Consider the following 17,727-nt stretch of genomic DNA (forward strand, 5'->3'; position numbering starts at 1 on the left):
GGTCGCCTCTGTCAGATCGGCGCGCACTCGAGCGCGCCGTCGATGTTCAGGATTACGCCGCTGAGATGCCGGGCCTCATCGGAGGCGAGGAACGCCGCCGCGCGGGCCACGTCGAATGCCGACCCGTGCTCGCGGCGCAGTGGCACCTTGCGGCGGGTCGTATCCAATGCGCTTTCGCGCTCCTCCCCGCTCAGACCGCGCGCATCGATGGAGCGAACGGCGAGCGGCGTCTCGGAAAAGCCGATGCGCAGGCAGTTCACGCGGATGTTGTCCCGCCCGTAGGCGGCGGCGCAGGAGCGGGTGAGCGCCTCCACCCCGGCCTTGGCCGCGCCGTAGGCGACCGTGGGGCGCGACAGGAAACGCACGGCCAGGAGCGACGAGGTGTTCAGGATCACGCCGCCACCGCGCTCCCGCATGACCGGGGCGGCCAGGCGGATGCCCAGGTAGGCCGTGGTCAGGTTCTGCGCGACCTCGCGGTGGAAGTCTTCGAGCGCGACCTGGTCGGGCGCCCCGGCCGACCCGCCAACCCCGACGTTGTTGTGCATGACATCGAGGCGTCCCGTCTCGGCCAGCGTCGCCGCGACCGCCGCATGAAGGTCGCCCTCGTTGGTGGCGTCGGCCCGCAATGCGATCGCCTTGCCGCCGGCCTCGGCAACGAGGTGCGCGGTCTCCTCGGCGCGCGCCAGGACGTAATCGATGCAGGCGACCGTCGCGCCGCGTTCGGCGTAGGTGACGGAGCAGGCCCGGCCGTTGCTCCATCCGGGCGCGATCGCGCCGGCCCCGACCACGACCACCGTGCGGCCATCCAAGCTGCTCATGCATCCTCCCCAGTTCTTTCGACGGCAATGCACCACACCCGAGCCCGGCCTACCACCGCGATCGCGGGCGAAACCATGAATTGGAGGAATGGCACGGCAGGACCGGTCATGTTTCGCCGAGCAGGCATCGCCGGCGGGCGGCGCGAGCCCGCGCTCGTCTTCCTGTGAGGCATGGCTCGACCCCAGAATGAATTTGATGCCGGTGACGTGGGGAGCCCAATATCCCCGCGGTCTGTTCGGAGCAGACCTGTAACGCGGGGCACCGACGCCGAAGCCGGCAGGGCGGTCGACGCACCAGTCCGGTTTCATTGGGGGGTGCCGCCGAGTGACCACGCCGCCCCTTATTTCCGCGCATATCAATGGGGTCGCGCCCAGCCGCGTAATACTCTCGAAGCTTATTGCGCTGCAATCAAAGACAATCAAGCGTCTGCTAATACGCCAGGGGGAGACAAATGTTCAACCGATTACCGGTCACGTCGATCGCCATAGCGCTCGCGGGCCTCGGCCTTACCGCCGGCCCAAGCCTCGCCCAGTCGAAGTACGATCCCGGGGCCAGCGATACCGAAATCAAGATAGGCAACATCACGCCCTATAGCGGGCCCGCGTCCTCCTATGGGGCGATCGGGGCGACCTACGCGGCTTATCTCAGAATGATCAACGATCAGGGCGGCATCAACGGCCGCAAGATCAAATTCATCTCCTACGATGACAGCTATAGCCCACCAAAGGCGGTAGAACAAACTCGCAAGCTCGTCGAGGGCGACAACGTTCTCTTCATATTCGGTTCCGTGGGAACGCCGTCGAATACGGCCATTCAGAAATACCTGAATGCCAAGCGCGTGCCGCAACTGTTCGTAACCAGCGGCGCGACGAAGTGGGGCGATCCGAAGGGCTACCCGTGGACCATGGGCTGGCAGCCGACCTACCAGGTGGAAAGCGAGATCTATGCGAAGTACATCCTGGAGAACCACCCCGGGGCCAGGGTCGGCATCCTCTATCAGAACGACGACTTCGGGAAGGACTATCTCCAAAACTTCAAGGACGGACTGGGCGACAAAGCCAGGAGCATGATCGTCGCCGAAATACCCTATGAGATCACATCACCAACCATCGACGCCGAAATTCTCAGGTTGAAGTCGAGCGGCGCCGACGTTTTCCTCGACGTGTCCACGCCCAAATTTGCAGCCCAGGCCATCCGCAAGATGGCGGAGATCAAGTGGAAGCCTTTGCACCTGCTCTCCGTCGTCTCCGTGTCGGTGAGCACGGTCCTGAAGCCCGCCGGGCTCGAGAACGCCCAGGGCGTCTTGAGCGTGAACTATAGCAAGGATCCGGAAGACCCCAAGTGGAAGGACGATGCGAGCGTCAAGGAGTGGGACGCATTCATGGATAAGTACATGCCGGGCGCCGACAAAAACAATGGCGTCCATGTCGCCAGCTACAGTATTGCGAGGACGCTGGTTCAGGTGCTGAGGCAGGCCGGCGATGATCTCACGCGAGAGAACATCATGCAGCAGGCCGCCAGCCTGAAGGATTTCGATACCGGTATGCTGTTGCCCGGCATAACGGTCAATACCAGCCCGAGCGACTTCTATCCGATCAAGCAGATGCAGATGATGCGGTTCAAGGATGATCGCTGGGAGATGTTCGGACCGGTCGTCAGCCGCGAGATAAAGGGCTGAAGGACGGCGTCGGGCTGACGCTCTCCGGCAGAGGCGCCGCCGCAGCGTCCTGCCGGGTGACGATGCCGGGCGGCTGTCGACCATCCGCGCGGCCCCCCTATCGATCATCGACGTGAGCCGAGAGCGGCCGCTCATGATGGCTCGGCCGACCGGAGGCGCCGCTCGCGACAGGCCTTGATGAAGGCGCGCACGGCAGGGCGCGGGCTCCACCGGAGACGGGTCGCGCAACAGAGCGGTGCCAACGGACGTGACTCGAGAAACGGCACGCGGGCGAAGCGGCTCTTGAAGGTGCGCGTCTCCGTGTAATGAATCGACACGATGCCGATAGCGTTGGTTTTATGCACGAGCCGGGCGACAATTGGAAAGTAGTCGATGATATGCAGCCTCTCATGGGCGTCGACGCCAGCTTCTTCGTAGATCTGGCGCCAGAAGTAATCGTAGGGCGACGATCCCGAAGGTGAAATCAGGTCGTATTTGGCGATCTCCGCCGTCGTGACCTCGTTGCAATCGAGAATCGGGTGCCCATGCCTGACAAAGAACGTCGTTGGCATAGGCGGCAGCGGCTCACGTCGGAAGTCAGGATGCTCTTCGAATGCCGCGTCATAGCCAATGGCCAGATCGATTGCGCCACCACGTAACTGTTGCACGGCTCGATCGAAGCTGCCTCCGACAATATCGAATCGAATCTTGGGATGCCGGGCCAACAACGTCGATAGTGGCTCCACCAGAATCCATTCCAGCGAAGCCGGGCATACGCCGATCCTGAGCACGCCCGCGTAGGGATCCGATCCCGCCGACGCCCCGCGCAGCAGATCCTGGGCCTCGTCGAGGAGGCGGGCCGCGCGCTCCACGAACGTGCGGCCTTCTTCCGTCAGGAGAACGCCACGGGCGGTCCGGTTGAAGATCGAATAACCGAGCTGCCGCTCCAGATCGGCCACACTCTTGGTGACGGCCGACTGGGTCACCCCGACGCGCTCTGCCGCAGCGGTGAAGGAGCCGAAACGTGCGGTGGCGACAACGTACTGAAGGCGTCGATCGATCATGGAGCCATTCCTACTGGGAATGGCCATCAGTGGCAAGTGGGGAGCGGTGGCTCTTCTCCGATGTTCGGCGGCCGTCTACTCGCAAGTACGCGGCTAAACGCGCCCCATGAGCCGTTTGATCAGCAATGAACTGTGAGCAGGTTACCGGCGCGGAAAAATCGCCCGGCCATGCCTGTCGGGCATTCCTCTCGCAGCATAGGAATTTCTGCTGTCGCTCCCGTCCCTCTATTCTCCGTTTCATAAGGCCGCCGGCGCCGATCGAGGCAAGCGCCGGCCGTGTCGGAAGGGCGTTCGAGCCAAGATCTACAGGCCGGCGCGCGAACATCGAGGGGCTCTCGTGCCCTGCGCCTTGCCGAAGATGACCAGCGAAGAAGGTGAGCGATGACCGACTATTCCACGATCAACGTTGTCCATGAAGGTGCCGTCGACTGGTTGACCCTCAATCGGCCGGATCGTCTCAACGCCCTGGATGCGACGATGGTGCGCGAGCTGTGGGACTATTTCGACGGGCTGCAGTCCGATTACGCACGCCGGATCGTGGTCATGCGCGGCGCCGGAAAGGCATTCTGCGCCGGACTCGACCTCATCTGGTTCAAGAGTTCGCCAGCAAGCATGCCGAAGGGGGCGACCGATCAGGGGCCCGGACCGTCGCTGGCCGACATCGTCCTCAAGATGCGCTCCTGTCCGCAGGCCATCATATCGCTGGTTCACGGCGCGGCATGCGGCGGTGGGTTCAACGTCGTGTTGGCCTCGGACATTCGCATCGCGGGCCGCAGCGCCAAGATGAATGCGGCGTTCGTCAAGCTCGGGCTCTCCGGCTGCGAGCTCGGAACCAGCTACTTCCTACCGCGCACTGTCGGTACGTCCCTTGCTGCCGAGCTGATGATGACCGGCCGGTTTATTCATGCCGATCGTGCGCTCGCCGCGGGCCTCGTGTCGGAGGTCGTCGACGACGATCAACTCGAAGCTGCCGCCCGTTCGCTGGTCACCGACTTGCTCGCCGCATCGCCCATGGGACTTCGCAAGACCAAGGAGACGATGGGTCGTGCGGCCGGTATCGACGACTTGGCGGCGGTCATCGCCTTGGAGGAGCACACCCAGATGGCCTGCATGCAAGCGAGCTCCTTCGCACGAACGGTCGCCGCGTTCGGCGAGACGAGAGCTGACCGGGCCTGAGCGCGCCGTGGACTGGAGCTGCGGGCGCGCCGACGGAATCGGGGCGGCCGCTCTCGCTCGCTGTCTTCGGCATCGGATTTCCCCAAGACCTGCATCCACTTCGGCGTCTGTTGCTCTAAAGCGGAGCATTCCCGCAGTTCATGCTTGGCCCCGCGTTGGAATTTGACGCTGCGGTCCGGGCTCGGAAAGGTTCGACATCAATCGACGCGGCGGTTGTTCGGTGACCGATCAGCGCGTGTAAGGGAGGAAAGGCGGGCATGACCGCAGAAGGTCGCGATTACGAACAGCTGATCTACGAGGAGCCCGCTCCCAAGGTGGCGCGGATCGTCATGAACCGGCCCGGCCGGCGCAATGCGCAGGGCATAACCATGACGTATGAGCTCGACGACGCGTTCAAGCGCGCCTGTCACGACGACAGCATCAACGTGATCATCCTTGCCGCCGCCGGCGATCATTTCAGCGCAGGCCACGATATCAGCGGGGAGGGGCCGAACAATCCATCGCCTGAACAGATCGTCGGGCTTTGGGGCGGGTTCGGAGGCAAGGGCTGGGCCGGCGCCTATGCTCGCGAGAAGGAAATCTATCTCGAGATCACCGAGCGTTGGCGCAACGCGCCGAAGCCGACGATCGCCGAAATCCAGGGGTCGGTGATTTCGGGTGGGATCATGCTCACGTGGATGTGCGACCTCATCGTCTGTTCGGACGATGCCCAGTTCCGCGACGCCACGGCGGCGGAGATGGGTGTCCCCGGCGCGGAGCTCTTCCAGCATCCCTATGAGATGAGTGTTCGGCAGGCCAAGGAATGGCTGATGACCGGCAACTGGATGACCGCGCAGGAAGCGGAGCGGCGAGGCATGGTCAACCACGTCGTGCCGCGGGAGCAGCTGACCGCGCGAGCGCTCGCCCTGGCGGAGACCATCGCCGCTAAGAACCCCTTTACGATGAAGCTGGTGAAGCAGGCGATCAACTTCGCGCAGGATCAGATGGGGCGCAAGGCGGCGATGGACCACGCCTTCCAGATGCATCAGATCGGCCACATGCAGGCGCTGCTCACCAACGGAATGCCGATCGACATCGACAGCCTGCCGCCGGCCATGCGCGCCAACGTCGAGCGGCTGATGGCCGCGCGCAAGGCTGCGGCCGGCGACAAGTAGCTTTGACGCCGTCGCAGCAAAAGACTGGCGGCGGTGCAACTGCATACCTCGCCCCGCCTGCGGGGAGAGGTCGGATTGCGCGCAAGCGCAGGCCGGGTGAGGGGGCTCCCGGAGAAAGCTCCGCTCTGCTCACGGCACTCGGCTAGAGCATTTCGCAATTGGATGAGATCATCCAATTGCAGAGAAATGCTCATAACTTTTTGAATCTGGAGCGTTTTTCCGCGATTGGGTGATTCCACCCAATCGCAAATCGCTCTAGCCCCCACCCCCTTCTGTGCCGAGCTACGATTGGAATGACATGACTGACATCGCTCATCGCACCGCCTTTATTACGGGAGGCGCCAATGGAATCGGCCTCGGCATCGCTCGGTCACTTGCGCGAGCCGGTGCGAAGCTGGCGCTGATCGATCTCGACGCGGGCGCGCTCGAACGGGCGGAGGCCGAGCTGGGTCGGGCGACGGAGGTTTGCGTTGCCGTGCTGGATGTCCGCGACCGCTCCGCCTACGCGCGTGTGGCGGACGCCGTGGAGGCGAAGCTCGGGCCGGTCTCGATCCTGGTGAACAACGCAGGCGTTGCAGGGGGCGCTCCCGCCGACAGGCTCACCTATGAGCTGTGGGACTGGGGCATGGGGATCAACCTGGAGGGTGTGATCAACGGGGTCCAGACCTTCCTGCCACGCATCGTCGAGCGCGGCGCCGGCGGCCACATCGTCAATACGTCCTCCGGCGCGGGACTGTCCGCCACGAGCGGAGGGGTGCTCTACTGTACGGCCAAGTTCGCCGTCGTCGGCATGAGCGAGGCGCTCGGCGTCGAGCTCGAACGCCAGGGGATCGGGGTGACCGTCTTGTGCCCCGGCCCGGTCGCCACGGACATCATCGAGCGGACGCGCGCGGCTCAGCCGAAGGTCACCAAGTCGATGTCCGCAACGCAGCGGAGTTCTGCCTTTGCGCAACAACAGGTGATGCGGGATTACCTTGCGCATGGCACGCCGCCCGACGCGGTCGGTGACATGGTGCTGGCCGCAATCCGCGAGAACCGCCTCTACGTTCACACGGATCGGTCGTCCGCGGACAGGATTGCCGCGCGGACCGAGGCCCTGCTCGCCGCGATGCCGCCTGCGGCGTGAGCTGAACCCAGGCGCCGGCCGGGTGGCCCCGGCCGGACCCATGGTCCGATCAAGAACTGGCGACCGCTCTGTCAGCGGTGCCGCTGGACCGCTCTGCGTCGGATAGGCGCATTCCGAATAAAAAATCGTCGGGAGGAAAGCTGTGGCTCAAAATCATAAAATTTCAGCATCAATCGGTCTAATTCGTGTTCACACGTCTAGCCGCGCAGTCGTTGGTGCGGGCGAACCCATCGCACTACATGTGACCGGGTCTTGGCGATCATGAGCAGTCAAGATCGCCCGCTCATCGGCCTGGCGGCAGGCGCCTCCACGCCGATGCGCATCAGCACGCCGGCCTACGCACTAGGCCTCCTGACCGCAGTGAGCTTCTTCAACTACCTCGATCGCATGGTCATCGCGATCCTGCTCCAGCCGATCAAGCTGGAGCTCGGCTTGTCCGATGCACAAATGGGGCTGATCGCCGGCTTCGCATTCGCGACGCTCTACGCGGCGCTGGGGCTGCCGCTGGCGCGCATCGCGGATCGTCGCTCCCGCATTACGCTTGTGTCGATCTGCCTGGCCATATGGAGCGCCATGACGGCCCTGACCGGGCTCGTGCGCAACTTCCTCGAGCTGTTCGTCGCACGCATGGCCGTGGGCGTGGGCGAGGCAGGTTGCGTTCCGGCCGCCCACTCGCTTCTGGGTGACCTTTTTCCGCGCGAGCGCCGAGCGTTCGCCATCAGCATTTTCCAGGCGGGTGGGGTATTGGGCCAAAGCGCCGGGCTGGCGCTCGCGGGCGTGGTCGCGCAACTCTGGGGCTGGCGGGCCGCCCTGGTGACCGTGGGACTGCTCGGCATTCCACTGGCGCTCCTGATGTTCTTCACGGTGCGTGAGCCGCCGCGCGGCGAAGACCATGCCCGGGCGTCAGCCGAATCCATGCTGGCGACGCTGAAGGCGCTTTTCGTGCGGCCACCGCTCGTCCATCTCGTCCTGGGTGTCGCCGTTGCCGCGTTCGGAAGCTACGGCATGGTCCAATGGATACCGGCGTTCTTCATCCGCCTCCACGGCCTGAGCTTGACCCAGGTGGGGCTGTATAGCGGGGCGACGGGCGCTATCGGCGGCGTGCTGGGAACAGTATTCGGCGGCTATGTTCTGACCCGCCTCGGGCCTCGCGACGTGCGCTGGGAGCTGTGGTGGCCGATGCTCGTGTTCGGGCTGTTTCCGCTGTTCATGCTGCCGTCCTTTTGGGTCGCCGACTGGAAAGCCGCGCTCGGGCTTCAGCTGATCGCATTCTTCATCGGTGCCTCGGGCGGAGGCGTCGCACTGTCGGCGCTGCAGACCTACGCCGAGCCGCACCGGCGTGCGACCGCGGTCGCCATCGTGTTGCTGACGTCATCGCTTCTGGGCCTCGGACTAGGACCGGTCGCGGTGGGCGTGATCAGCGATTATCTCAAGCCGAGCCTTGGGGCCGAGAGCTTGCGTTACGCGCTGATGGCAACGACCTGCATGCCGATTTGGGCCGCAATCCATTTCTGGCTGGCGGCCCGCTCGAGCAAACGCTGGAGCCTCTCGTCGTAACGACGGAGGACGTTCAAAGAGCAGTAACGTGCAAGCAAAAATCAAAGAATAGAAGTGTTCTGTCGGCTGCCGCCCGCCGCCACGGGGCGGTGGGCAGGCTGCTAGAGCATTTCGCCATTGGATGGACCCATCCAACGGCAGAGAAATGCTCATAGTGTTTTGAATCTGGAGCGCTTTCTCGCGATTGGGTGAGTCCACCCAATCGCAAAGCGCTCTAGGGGAAACGTAGCTGAAAAGCTTCGGCGCAGATGCGATGCGAGGGGGTGATCATGGGGCGTCCGTGCCGTTCGAAGAGCCTGCCACGAGGCAAAAGCCTGGAGCATGTCGCGATTGGGCAGAATCGCCCGATCGCAAAAGAAGCGCTTCCGGTCCGACGATGGATAAGCATGTCCATGCCATTGGGTGATGCCATCCCATGGCGAAGCGCTTTGGTGCGGGGGCGCCGTGCGGGAGGAAAGGCCTCCTTCTCCAAGCCGTGTGCCCGACGGAGCTCTCCAAGGTCCGGCGGCCATGCACAGCCCCGGACGTAAAGGGCGCACGGTCGGCTACCTGGCGGTAGAGACCAAGGCGCAAGCAGCCGAGAAAATGCAGTGCCTCGGCGCCGAGGGCTGCACGGACATCGTCTTCTCACTGGGCTTAGGGACCAGTTGCGTCGATCTGAGCAAGCTCGTCAACGAGCTCCAGCCGGGCGACAGGCTGGTGGTCCCGAGCCTGGGGTCGCTCGGCCTCGATGCCGAGGGTATTGTGCGGCTGATATCGCGACTTTACCGGGACTCGATCCAATTTACCGCGGTGGAAGACAACGTGTCGTCCGCCAGCATCGGTCGGTTCTGCCTGAAATTGAGCAGAGTGACCATCGACTCGTCTGCCGCGGTGAACGGAAGCGGCGCGAGGGCGGGGATCAGGCCCCGCGCAAAGCAGGGGCGTCCGGCAAAGCTGACGGCGGAGCTGCTGTACAAGATCCTGGTCCTCAGCCAGTCCAACTCGCTTGCAGAGGTCTCCAGGGCCGTGGGGCTCAGCAAATCAACCGTATGGCGCTGCCTCCGCCAGCACGGCGCGCCGAACGGCGGCGTCGACCCGGCGCGGCTGTCGATCGGCTCTGCCGCCGGCGAGGCCTGAGCCACACGTGGCGCCTCGATCTGCCAAGAAAAAGGGTCGATCATCGATCGATCTCGAGTATAGGGCGAACGGCTACGTCGCTACGAAGTGCAGAATAGCGTAGCGATACGGATCGCAACTGAGTTTCTGGCGTTGCGGTAACGTCAAATGTGTCGCGAAGGTAACGCCTGTCGTTTCAAAAATATCTGGCAAATTGGAACATTTGACCTCGCGGCGCGGCCATAAGACATTGGCCACATGGGCGTTGCGGATCGATTAGTTCGATAAACGCCACTCAAAATAAGTCGGCGAATACAGCGTTCACGCCGCGCGGTTGAGCCACGCCAAATATGTATTCGGAGGAAAAGATGAAGCCTTCCAGGAGTCTGCTGCTTGGGTCATGTGCGGCCCTGATGTCGATGCCGGCGGCGTTCGCGGCCGATCTTCCCATGACGAAGGCCGCGCCGGTCGAGTACGTGAAGGTCTGCTCCGTCCATGGTCTCGGCTTCTTCTACATCCCGGGCACCGACACCTGCATCAAGATTGGTGGCCGCGCCCAGTTCCAGTACGAGTTTGCCCAATATCGCTCGCTGAATCTCGCCGATCGGTCGAATTTCGTCGGAATGGGCCGTATCCAGCTGGACGGGCGTACCTCCACCGCGTGGGGCACCCTGCGCACCTTCATCCGCTTCGACATCGCCAGCCGCACCGGCCAGCAGCATGGCGCCTCCGGCACCCTGCGCGCCTTGGGCCCGTTTGCCTTCAACGCCACGGGCATCGACACCTACAACCGCTCCTATAAGTCTGTGGACGTCACCACAGCGTTTATCCAACTCGCGGGTCTCACCGCCGGTCGTGCTTCGTCATTCTATGATTTCTATGTGACGGATATCGAGCTGACGAACTTCTCGATCACCTCGAATACGTTCGCCACCAACCTGCTCGCCTACTCCCACCGGTTCGGCAATGGCTGGAGCGCGACGGTGTCGGCGGAAGACCCGTCGTTCCGCCGCAACCCGCTGTTCTCGGCCAACCCGCAGAGCGCCGTCCCGGGCGCCAACCTGACCTTCAGCCAGCCGAATGCCGGCTCGATCGACCCGGTTCTCCAAGGCCTGTGCGCCGCCGGCGTCAACGGCTGCACCTACGGCTCGCCGGTCTACCTGTTCAACGCAGCCGGCCAGCGGACGGGCTACGCCTTCGTCGACATCGCCCAGCGTCAGCAGCTGCCCGACTTCGTCGCCAACCTGCGCGTCGACCAGGGCTGGGGCTCGGCCCAGATCTCGGCCGCCGTCCACCAGGTCTCCATCGGCGGCTACAACAACCTCAGCGTCTACAACAACGCGGGCGTCGCGGCGACGCCGGCAGCGGTTGCCGCGGCAGGCGTCTACCCGCAGCGGCCGGACGCGGCCTATGGCTATGCGGTGCAGGGCGGCGTGAAGTTCAACCTGCCGTTCCTGGCGCCGGGTGATGCGCTGTGGCTACAGGCGGCCTACGCCCGCGGCGCGATGTCATACACCGGCGTCTCCGTGCCGATCGGCACCGAGAGCCAAATCCAAGCCGGGCCCGGCGGCGGCGGTCGCTTCTTCGCGTACAAGTCGGAAGGCTATGTCGACCCCAACAGCGGCGACATCAAGCTGAGCCGGTCGTGGTCCATGGCAGCGGCCTTCCTGCACTACTGGGCGCCGCAATGGCGGTCCGGCTTCGTGTTCACCTACGGCGAGCTGCAATATCCCGGTTCGGCCCGCACCGCCGGTCCACTGGGCAACCTCTATGCCAACTCGGCCGGCGTCGTGACCCCGGCGTCGCTGGCGGCGGGCTCCACCAATATCGCCTTCAAGAGCTTCAACGAAATCGTCACCCTGGCCAACCTGGTCTGGTCGCCGGTCAAGGACCTCGATATCGGCGTGGAGGTGGTGTACCAGCGCGTCGACCCGAAGGGCCGGGTGGTCGACAACAACAAGTACGGTGCCCTGACGGGCAAGACGGTCAGCTTCGACGACAACTGGCTGACCCGCCTCCGCTTCGATCGCACCTTCTGAGGGCAGGGGCGGAAGCGCCTTGCGATTGGGGCGCATCGCGCAATCGCAAGGAGGCCGCCCGGCTCAACGACCGGGAGGAGGATCGGTCTGCGCGCGCAGGACATCCATGCAGTCAGTGTCTGCAAAAGGCCGCAGGGCGAAGGCACTGGGCTTCGCGGCGACAGCAGCGGCCCAGCTTGCCGCTGAGGTCATCGCCGCTCACCGCTTTCCGCCGTTCCGACATCCTCCATCAGCCCTTGGCTCGTCAGCCACTCGTGCAGAGCGATCCAGGCCGCGTCGTCGCGGGACAGCGGACTTGGTTGGCTGGCAATGAACTTGTCCAGAGCCGCGATCATCGACGGCGTCAGCTTGATCTCGATGCACGTGATCCGGCTCTCTTCACACTGATCAGCCAAGCCATCCCCGCTTTGCCCGTGCCGCTCCGCTGCGATCCAAGGGTCGCGGTTCGACCGCCTATCCGCCAGACTCATCGTGGCGACCGGCGCCGGGGAACGCATCGGCCCTCCGTCTGTGGGCCGCCGGTTGGAGCTCTTCGATCTCCGGCTTGAACTTCGCCGGCTCCGAGACTCGGCGCATGGACCAGGCTGGGCTTTGCCCGTCCAAGCTCTCTCGCCCGGCGCTTCGTGCTCCGGATTTCATATCGGTAGCCGCCGTCTGCGCGTACAGGCGCGAGGCCGGTGGAGCTGAGCTGTCGCCTTGCCATGGCTACATACGCGCCTTGGGGGCTTATTGTTCCGCTTGGCGGACCAGCACTCGCCGTGGTTGCGGAAGATGACCAGGCTCAGCGAAGCGTGCGAGACCGCCTTGATGCAACGAGCCTGCGTCGGGCCGAAAATAGGCGGCCTCAATTCGCCTGCGCCATGGCTTGGCGATCGCGCGATCGCGCGATCGCTGCCAGAGCCCGTCCTGCCCAGCGCCGCATCCGCCGAGGACGCGGCATGGAGAAGTCGCGACGGACGCGTCGCGCTAGAGCATTTCGCAATTGGATGAGATCATCCAATTGCAGAAAAGCGCTCTAGCTCCAAGCGGCATCGGGTCGAGCTATTCGATGAGCCCTTGCCGCGTGGACGAGGCAAGGTGACGACACGGAGATGCCGCCGCCCCGTTGATACGCGGGCGGCGGCCGTGGCGCTCCAAGATGGAGAGCTAGCTAGAGCCACGGCGCCGGAGCGTTCGCCGCTCTAAGTCTTTGTTTTGAGCATGATCTTACCCAAAAGCCGGTGTCCACTTTTTGGGATCATGCTCATAGTCTTTTGAATCTGGAGCGCTTTTTTGCGATTGGGTGAGTCCACCCAATCGCAAAGCGCTCTAGCGAAGCAGAGCTTCCTACGTCGCGTCAGAAATTCCAGACGAAGTTGCCCTTGAGCGCGTTGTCCTGGACCTTGCTGCCATACTGGCCGGAGTAGCTGACTCCCAGCGTGATGTTCTTGGCGAGGAGAACATCGAGACCGCCCTCGAGCACCACGGCATTGCGGGCAACCGGCAGGCCGGTGACCGAGAATGGCGTGCTGGCATTGAGGAAGTTCATGGTGACGCTCGGGTCGACGTCGCCGAAGGCGTGACGCCAGCCCACCATGCCGCGGGCGATGAGCGCCGTGCCACCGAGGTCGAAGGTGTCGGCAAGCCGCAGGCCGACGGTGGAGAAGGTGACGTTGTGGCTGCCGCCGCGACCATAGAGAGCCGCCACACCGCCCCGCTCGGCGAAGGAGTCGGTGTCGAGATTGACGTAGGCGAGACCGACGAAGGGCTCGAACGAGACCGCGCCGAACTTGAAGCCATAGCCGAGGTCGCCGAAGATCTGCGCCGTCCGCGCGTCATAGCTCGCGGTCGGCTGGTCGTAGAACGTGCCGAAGGCGACCCGGCGGGTCGTATCGACCTTGTTCAGTGTATAGGCCCCGCCGAAGCGAAGCGCGGCGGCGCCCCACTGGCCGCTGCCGTAGAGAGCGGCCGTGTAGCTGTCGATCGTGCCCGAGGCCGAATTGGCCTTGCCGTCCACGTTGGTCCGGCTGTAGCCGCCGGCGACGCCGAGCCGCCAGACTTCGGTGACGGGCGAGTCGGCGCCCAGGACGAAGCCGCCCGTCGAGGTGTCGACGCCGGCCGGCCTGCCGTTGGCTTCCATCTTGCCCCAGGAGCCGAAGGCCTGTCCCCAGAGCGCCGGCGACGGGGCGATGGGCGCCGGCTCCGCCGGCAGCGCGTACTGGTCGCCGGACTTGCTCGGTCCCCTGCTGACGGAATAGGGCGCGGCGGGCGGCAGGGCCGTGCCCCCGATCTCGCTCTGGCGCAACCGGTCCAGCACGGCCCGGCGAACGTCTCCGCTGCGCTCGATCATGACGCTGCCGGCCGTGGCATGGGCCTCACCGGACAATGCGTCGAAGGCGGTGCGGGCACCCTCCCGGCTGGTCTGCACGACGGCGCCGTAAAGCGGGCCGTTGTAGCCGGCGACCGTGAGGGCGTTGGCGACGCCGAACTGGTTTCGGGTCAGCGCCACGTCGGTGAAGTTGACGTCGTTGCGGGTCAGCGCCAGCGTAACGCTCGTCGACCCGTACGACAGGCTCGGCATGAGGAAGGCGAGGTTGCTCGAAACCCCGTCGAATCGTCCGTTCACCCCTCCGGCCGCGGTCAGGATCGGGTAGACCGTCTGCCAGTTGTAGAGTCCGTTGTCAGCGAGGACCCGGACGTTGCCGCCCGAGAGCCAGGCCGAGCCCGCCGCCTCGATGCGGTCGGACTGACCGGCGGCGTTGGCCTCGACGGTGAACACCGAGCCGGTCTGGAAGGCGACGTTGCCGGCAACTTTCAGGGTGCCGATCGAATTGCCGGGGGCGATATTGGCGCCGGTCCGCGCGATGATGCCGCCGACCGTGCCGTTGCCGCCGAGCGCAGCGCCGTTGTCGACGTTCACGATCGAATTGGCGAGGCTGCCGTTGACCGAGAGCCGCCCCTCCATCACCGACGTGGTGCCGGTCAGCGTGCTCGTGCCGGTGAGCTCGAGCGCGCCGCGGCCCGTCTTGAACAGATCGCCGCGCCCGGAGATGGCGGTGCCGAGCTTCGCGTCGCTGGCCTGCTCGACCACCAGGCTGGCGTTGTCGACGATATGGCCGGTGCCGAGGCTGCCGGCATGGCCGATCAGCGTGCCCCCTTCGATTCGGATGCCGCCGGAGAAGCTGTTGTTGCCGGTCAGCGCCAGCGCGCCGGTGCCGGTCTTGGTCAGGCTGCCGGCGCCTCCGATGTCGTTGCCCCAGCTGTCGAAGGCGTTGAAGCCGCCCTTGCTGGCATCCATCGCGACGGTGACGTTGCTGTTGAAGGCGCCGTAGCCGTCAGCCGCGGCGTAGAGGTTGAGACGCGCCCAGCCCGATCCGTCATCGAGCGCGGCACCCGACGCGATTTCCGTCGTGGCCAGGATGTCGCGCCGTTGCTCGGCATTGAGATAAGGAAAGCGGGTCGCAATCAACACCTCAGCCCCGACGGGAACCACCGGGGCGAGATTGGTGGGGCCGACCGCCGGCAGGCCGTACGTCAGGCGGTAGGTGTAGTCGGCCTTGTTCTGGGCCTTGTTGCTGAAGCGATCCGCGCTGCTGGTGGCGGCGCAGCTCTGGATGGAGGCGCCGCAGCCCGCCGTCAGAGCGGTGCGCAGATCGGCTTGAGCGGCGCCGAAAAGGCTCTGGAAGTCGCCGGTCGTCGTGAGCGGGCTGCCCAGGATGCTCGTGGTCTGCTGGTTCAGATAGGCCGGATTGTTGTTGAGGATCTGCGCCAGCGTGTAGGTCGTCATGATACGGGCGCCGATCACGTCGAGCGTATGGTGCGCACCCAGCACGATACGGCTGTTGCCGTATTCCGATCCGCGGGTCAGCAGCTCCTGGAACCGCTCGGGCACCATCTGGGCCAGCATCAGCGTGCTGGCAAATCCGAAGGCGGAGTGTCCGCTGGGAAAGGCTGCGTTGCTGATCAGGGTGGGCACGACCGCGGTCGCGGTGTTGGTGCTGGCGCCGAAGAAGTCGGGCGCGGTGAAGGTCTGGATACGGTTTGGCGCAATCTGGACGGGCCGCGAGTTGCCGACCGTGTTTTTCGTCGCGGCCGGCGGATTGTAGGCCAGGTCGTAGACGTTGAAGACGCCGCCGGGCGGCAGGGACAGACCCACGGCGGGCTGTGCCGGATTCCCGGTCCGGCTGCCATTGGCATAGAAGTTCTTCGCGATGCTCGAATCCGACTGGATCAACGCGTTGACCTGCGAGAAGAACTTCTCGAAATTCGGCGAGAATGTCTTCGCCGAGAAGGTCTGCGGGTTGATGCTGTTGATCGTCGCGTAGGCCGAGCCCATCTTGGAGCCCAAAGCGTCCGACACGAGCAGGCCGTTGCTCATCGAGCCGATGAGGGCCGCTATGGTGTTGTCGCTGACGGCGCGAGCACGCTGGGCTGCACTGGAATTGTTGTTGATGCCGATCGATGTTTCCAAATTATTGTAAAGAACGGACTGCCCGGCGCCCGTGGCGGGAAGCAGGCTGAAGCCGCGAAGCAGATTGATCGCATCGATATTGGCCGCGCTTTGGCCGAAGGTGGGACTCGATGAAAGAACGGCGATGATTGCAATCGATGAAGTTCTACCAAGCAAACGCATTTGAAATAGCCCCGCAGTCAGCCCCCGGTCCGGGGCCTACCAGCTCGGCATGACGGATATATTACATAATTAATTCTGTTCAGCACCCGCCCGGACGGCCATCGCATAGTTGTTGCGAGGGTTGCCTTGCACATATTGCGCAATCTTGCCAGAAAACGCTCATAATATCGCTGACGTATGTGGTTTTTGCGTTGGATGCCCCGTGTCATACGCTATCAATCCAGCGTACGTCTGGGTCACTATCCCCGGCTCGTCTGGGTATCTCACCGGGCGCCCGTCGGGAAACTCTCGCGCGCCTGGACGCGCGGCCAGCTCGATGCCGGTCGATGTGCGGCGGGGTGAGTCGCGGGCACCGAGAGACGCACCGGTTCGACACTTTCGCCGCTTCGAGGGCCATGCGGGGTGCGGAAGCGCCGTTCGGCGCGGCGTTTCGCGCTCATCGCGGAGCTGGTCTGCCGCCGGCTATGTGGCTCCGCGAGCCGCCGCGGGCGATTCGATCGCCGCTCGGGCCGCGGCGCCGCGCCTCATGAGCGAGGCGGTGGCGTCGAGAGTCCCCAAAAAAGGGGCTGAGCGTCGCGGTGCCACGTGACGATGGGGTCAGGCCTCAGGTGCGCGTGAAACCACCTTTCACCGGCGATCTCGATACCATAGTGCAGCGCCAGCTCGCCGGGTCGGCGGAACGAGGGGGCGGTCGGTCGCCGGGCCAGCACGACCTTGGTCCGGCGCACCCTCAGCCCGCTCTCGCGCAGGTCGGCCAGGTCGAGCATGGCAAGAGCGCGCCGGTGCTCGCGTGGGTCCGTCGGCCGCTCGTCGCCGGTCCGCCGGAGGCGGGGCTCGGGCGGCGGACGCCGCGGGATGAGGATCAACAGCTCGATTCCGGCCAGCCGATCGGCGTTCTGGCGGCTTCTCTTGTCCAGACGAATTTTCTGCCTTGGCGGCTCGTGCCACTCCATTCCGCCCCCCCTGAGCTGATGACACCCGGCGGCGGCCTTTCGACCGCCGCGGGCTGTTCCTGTTCGAAGGGACGCGTCAGATCGGCGGGAGGCTCGCCATCTGCTCGGTGAGGACGGCTTGGCCGGCCTTCAGCGGCGGCGCGAAGCGGTCCCGTCGGGCTTCATATGGGGGGCCGCCTTCCGCGCGTACGACGCGAAGCACGGGGGCGGCGGGGGCGAGTTGTCGTTTTGCCATGGCTACATACGCGGCGCAGGGACCTATTGTTCCGCCCATGCTGGCTGTCTGAGGTCGATAAGGCAGATCGATCGGCCGCCCCCGGGGAGCATGGCCGCTGGCCCTCGCCGGCGCCGCGCGGCAGGGGCGTCATGCCCAGCTCGCCGGGGGCCTGGCCTTCAGGACGCCCGTCGCGCTCTTGACGATCCAGACGGCGCCGAGGTCCTTGCCCAAAGACCGAGCATGGAGAACCGGCCC

At 64.8% G+C, this 17,727-nt stretch carries 12 protein-coding genes; 7 read left to right on the forward strand and 5 right to left on the reverse strand.

The window, feature by feature from the left end; translation table 11 throughout:
• Positions 1-11: 11 nt before the first annotated feature.
• The gene (locus ACZ5PO_RS11775) at positions 12-809 is read right to left on the reverse strand and encodes an SDR family NAD(P)-dependent oxidoreductase (RefSeq protein ID WP_464193543.1); all 798 of its coding nucleotides are present in this window, start codon (positions 807-809) and stop codon (positions 12-14) included.
• Positions 810-1,270: 461 nt separating this feature from the next.
• On the opposite strand from ACZ5PO_RS11775, the gene ACZ5PO_RS11780 reads away from it, so the two are divergent.
• On the forward strand, positions 1,271-2,497 hold the full coding sequence (locus ACZ5PO_RS11780; RefSeq protein WP_464193545.1) for an ABC transporter substrate-binding protein: 1,227 nt from the start codon (positions 1,271-1,273) through the stop codon (positions 2,495-2,497).
• A gap of 131 nt (positions 2,498-2,628) precedes the next feature.
• Here the strand turns inward: ACZ5PO_RS11780 and ACZ5PO_RS11785 are convergent, their stop codons facing one another.
• Complete coding sequence (locus ACZ5PO_RS11785; protein ID WP_464193547.1) at positions 2,629-3,540, reverse strand: LysR family transcriptional regulator; 912 nt, start codon at positions 3,538-3,540, stop codon at positions 2,629-2,631.
• 381 nt (positions 3,541-3,921) lie between these two features.
• Here ACZ5PO_RS11785 and ACZ5PO_RS11790 point away from each other — a divergent pair, with 381 nt between their 5' ends.
• The 6 genes from ACZ5PO_RS11790 (at position 3,922) to ACZ5PO_RS11815 (ending at position 11,690) form a co-directional block, all read left to right on the forward strand.
• Positions 3,922-4,716 (forward strand): enoyl-CoA hydratase/isomerase family protein, encoded by a 795-nt coding sequence (locus ACZ5PO_RS11790; RefSeq protein WP_464193549.1) that lies wholly within the window; start codon positions 3,922-3,924, stop codon positions 4,714-4,716.
• Between the two features lie 257 nt (positions 4,717-4,973).
• On the forward strand, positions 4,974-5,870 hold the full coding sequence (locus ACZ5PO_RS11795; RefSeq protein ID WP_464193551.1) for an enoyl-CoA hydratase: 897 nt from the start codon (positions 4,974-4,976) through the stop codon (positions 5,868-5,870).
• A gap of 298 nt (positions 5,871-6,168) precedes the next feature.
• Positions 6,169-6,996: an SDR family oxidoreductase gene (locus tag ACZ5PO_RS11800; protein ID WP_464193553.1), complete on the forward strand. Its 828-nt coding sequence runs from the start codon at positions 6,169-6,171 to the stop codon at positions 6,994-6,996.
• A gap of 261 nt (positions 6,997-7,257) precedes the next feature.
• Positions 7,258-8,553: a spinster family MFS transporter gene (locus tag ACZ5PO_RS11805; RefSeq protein ID WP_464196810.1), complete on the forward strand. Its 1,296-nt coding sequence runs from the start codon at positions 7,258-7,260 to the stop codon at positions 8,551-8,553.
• A gap of 510 nt (positions 8,554-9,063) precedes the next feature.
• A complete protein-coding gene (locus ACZ5PO_RS11810) occupies positions 9,064-9,672 on the forward strand; it encodes a hypothetical protein (RefSeq protein ID WP_464193555.1) in 609 nt (202 codons plus the stop codon).
• A gap of 428 nt (positions 9,673-10,100) precedes the next feature.
• Entirely contained in the window at positions 10,101-11,690 is a 1,590-nt protein-coding gene (locus ACZ5PO_RS11815) for a porin (RefSeq protein WP_464193557.1), read from the forward strand.
• A gap of 188 nt (positions 11,691-11,878) precedes the next feature.
• Here the strand turns inward: ACZ5PO_RS11815 and ACZ5PO_RS11820 are convergent, their stop codons facing one another.
• The 3 genes from ACZ5PO_RS11820 to ACZ5PO_RS11830 all read right to left on the reverse strand — a co-directional run bounded on the left by ACZ5PO_RS11820 (position 11,879) and on the right by ACZ5PO_RS11830 (position 17,255).
• Positions 11,879-12,187, reverse strand: a complete 309-nt coding sequence (locus ACZ5PO_RS11820) for a hypothetical protein (protein ID WP_464193559.1) — start codon at positions 12,185-12,187, stop codon at positions 11,879-11,881.
• Positions 12,188-13,026: 839 nt separating this feature from the next.
• Positions 13,027-16,140, reverse strand: coding sequence for an autotransporter family protein (locus tag ACZ5PO_RS11825; RefSeq protein WP_464193561.1), 3,114 nt, complete (start codon positions 16,138-16,140; stop codon positions 13,027-13,029).
• Between the two features lie 686 nt (positions 16,141-16,826).
• Positions 16,827-17,255, reverse strand: coding sequence for a hypothetical protein (locus ACZ5PO_RS11830; RefSeq protein ID WP_464193563.1), 429 nt, complete (start codon positions 17,253-17,255; stop codon positions 16,827-16,829).
• Positions 17,256-17,727 lie beyond the last annotated feature (472 nt).

The organism is Chelatococcus sp. KU-N122, assembly GCF_055391085.1.

Bases quoted from the DNA above. Each gene is read 5' to 3' on its own strand.
- ACZ5PO_RS11780 (WP_464193545.1), top strand. From the start codon at position 1,271: ATGTTCAACCGATTACCGGTCACGTCGATCGCCATAGCGCTCGCGGGC.
- ACZ5PO_RS11785 (WP_464193547.1), bottom strand. From the start codon at position 3,540: ATGATCGATCGACGCCTTCAGTACGTTGTCGCCACCGCACGTTTCGGC.
- ACZ5PO_RS11790 (WP_464193549.1), top strand. From the start codon at position 3,922: ATGACCGACTATTCCACGATCAACGTTGTCCATGAAGGTGCCGTCGAC.
- ACZ5PO_RS11795 (WP_464193551.1), top strand. From the start codon at position 4,974: ATGACCGCAGAAGGTCGCGATTACGAACAGCTGATCTACGAGGAGCCC.
- ACZ5PO_RS11800 (WP_464193553.1), top strand. From the start codon at position 6,169: ATGACTGACATCGCTCATCGCACCGCCTTTATTACGGGAGGCGCCAAT.
- ACZ5PO_RS11805 (WP_464196810.1), top strand. From the start codon at position 7,258: ATGAGCAGTCAAGATCGCCCGCTCATCGGCCTGGCGGCAGGCGCCTCC.
- ACZ5PO_RS11810 (WP_464193555.1), top strand. From the start codon at position 9,064: ATGCACAGCCCCGGACGTAAAGGGCGCACGGTCGGCTACCTGGCGGTA.
- ACZ5PO_RS11815 (WP_464193557.1), top strand. From the start codon at position 10,101: ATGACGAAGGCCGCGCCGGTCGAGTACGTGAAGGTCTGCTCCGTCCAT.
- ACZ5PO_RS11820 (WP_464193559.1), bottom strand. From the start codon at position 12,187: ATGCGTTCCCCGGCGCCGGTCGCCACGATGAGTCTGGCGGATAGGCGG.
- ACZ5PO_RS11830 (WP_464193563.1), bottom strand. From the start codon at position 17,255: ATGGAGTGGCACGAGCCGCCAAGGCAGAAAATTCGTCTGGACAAGAGA.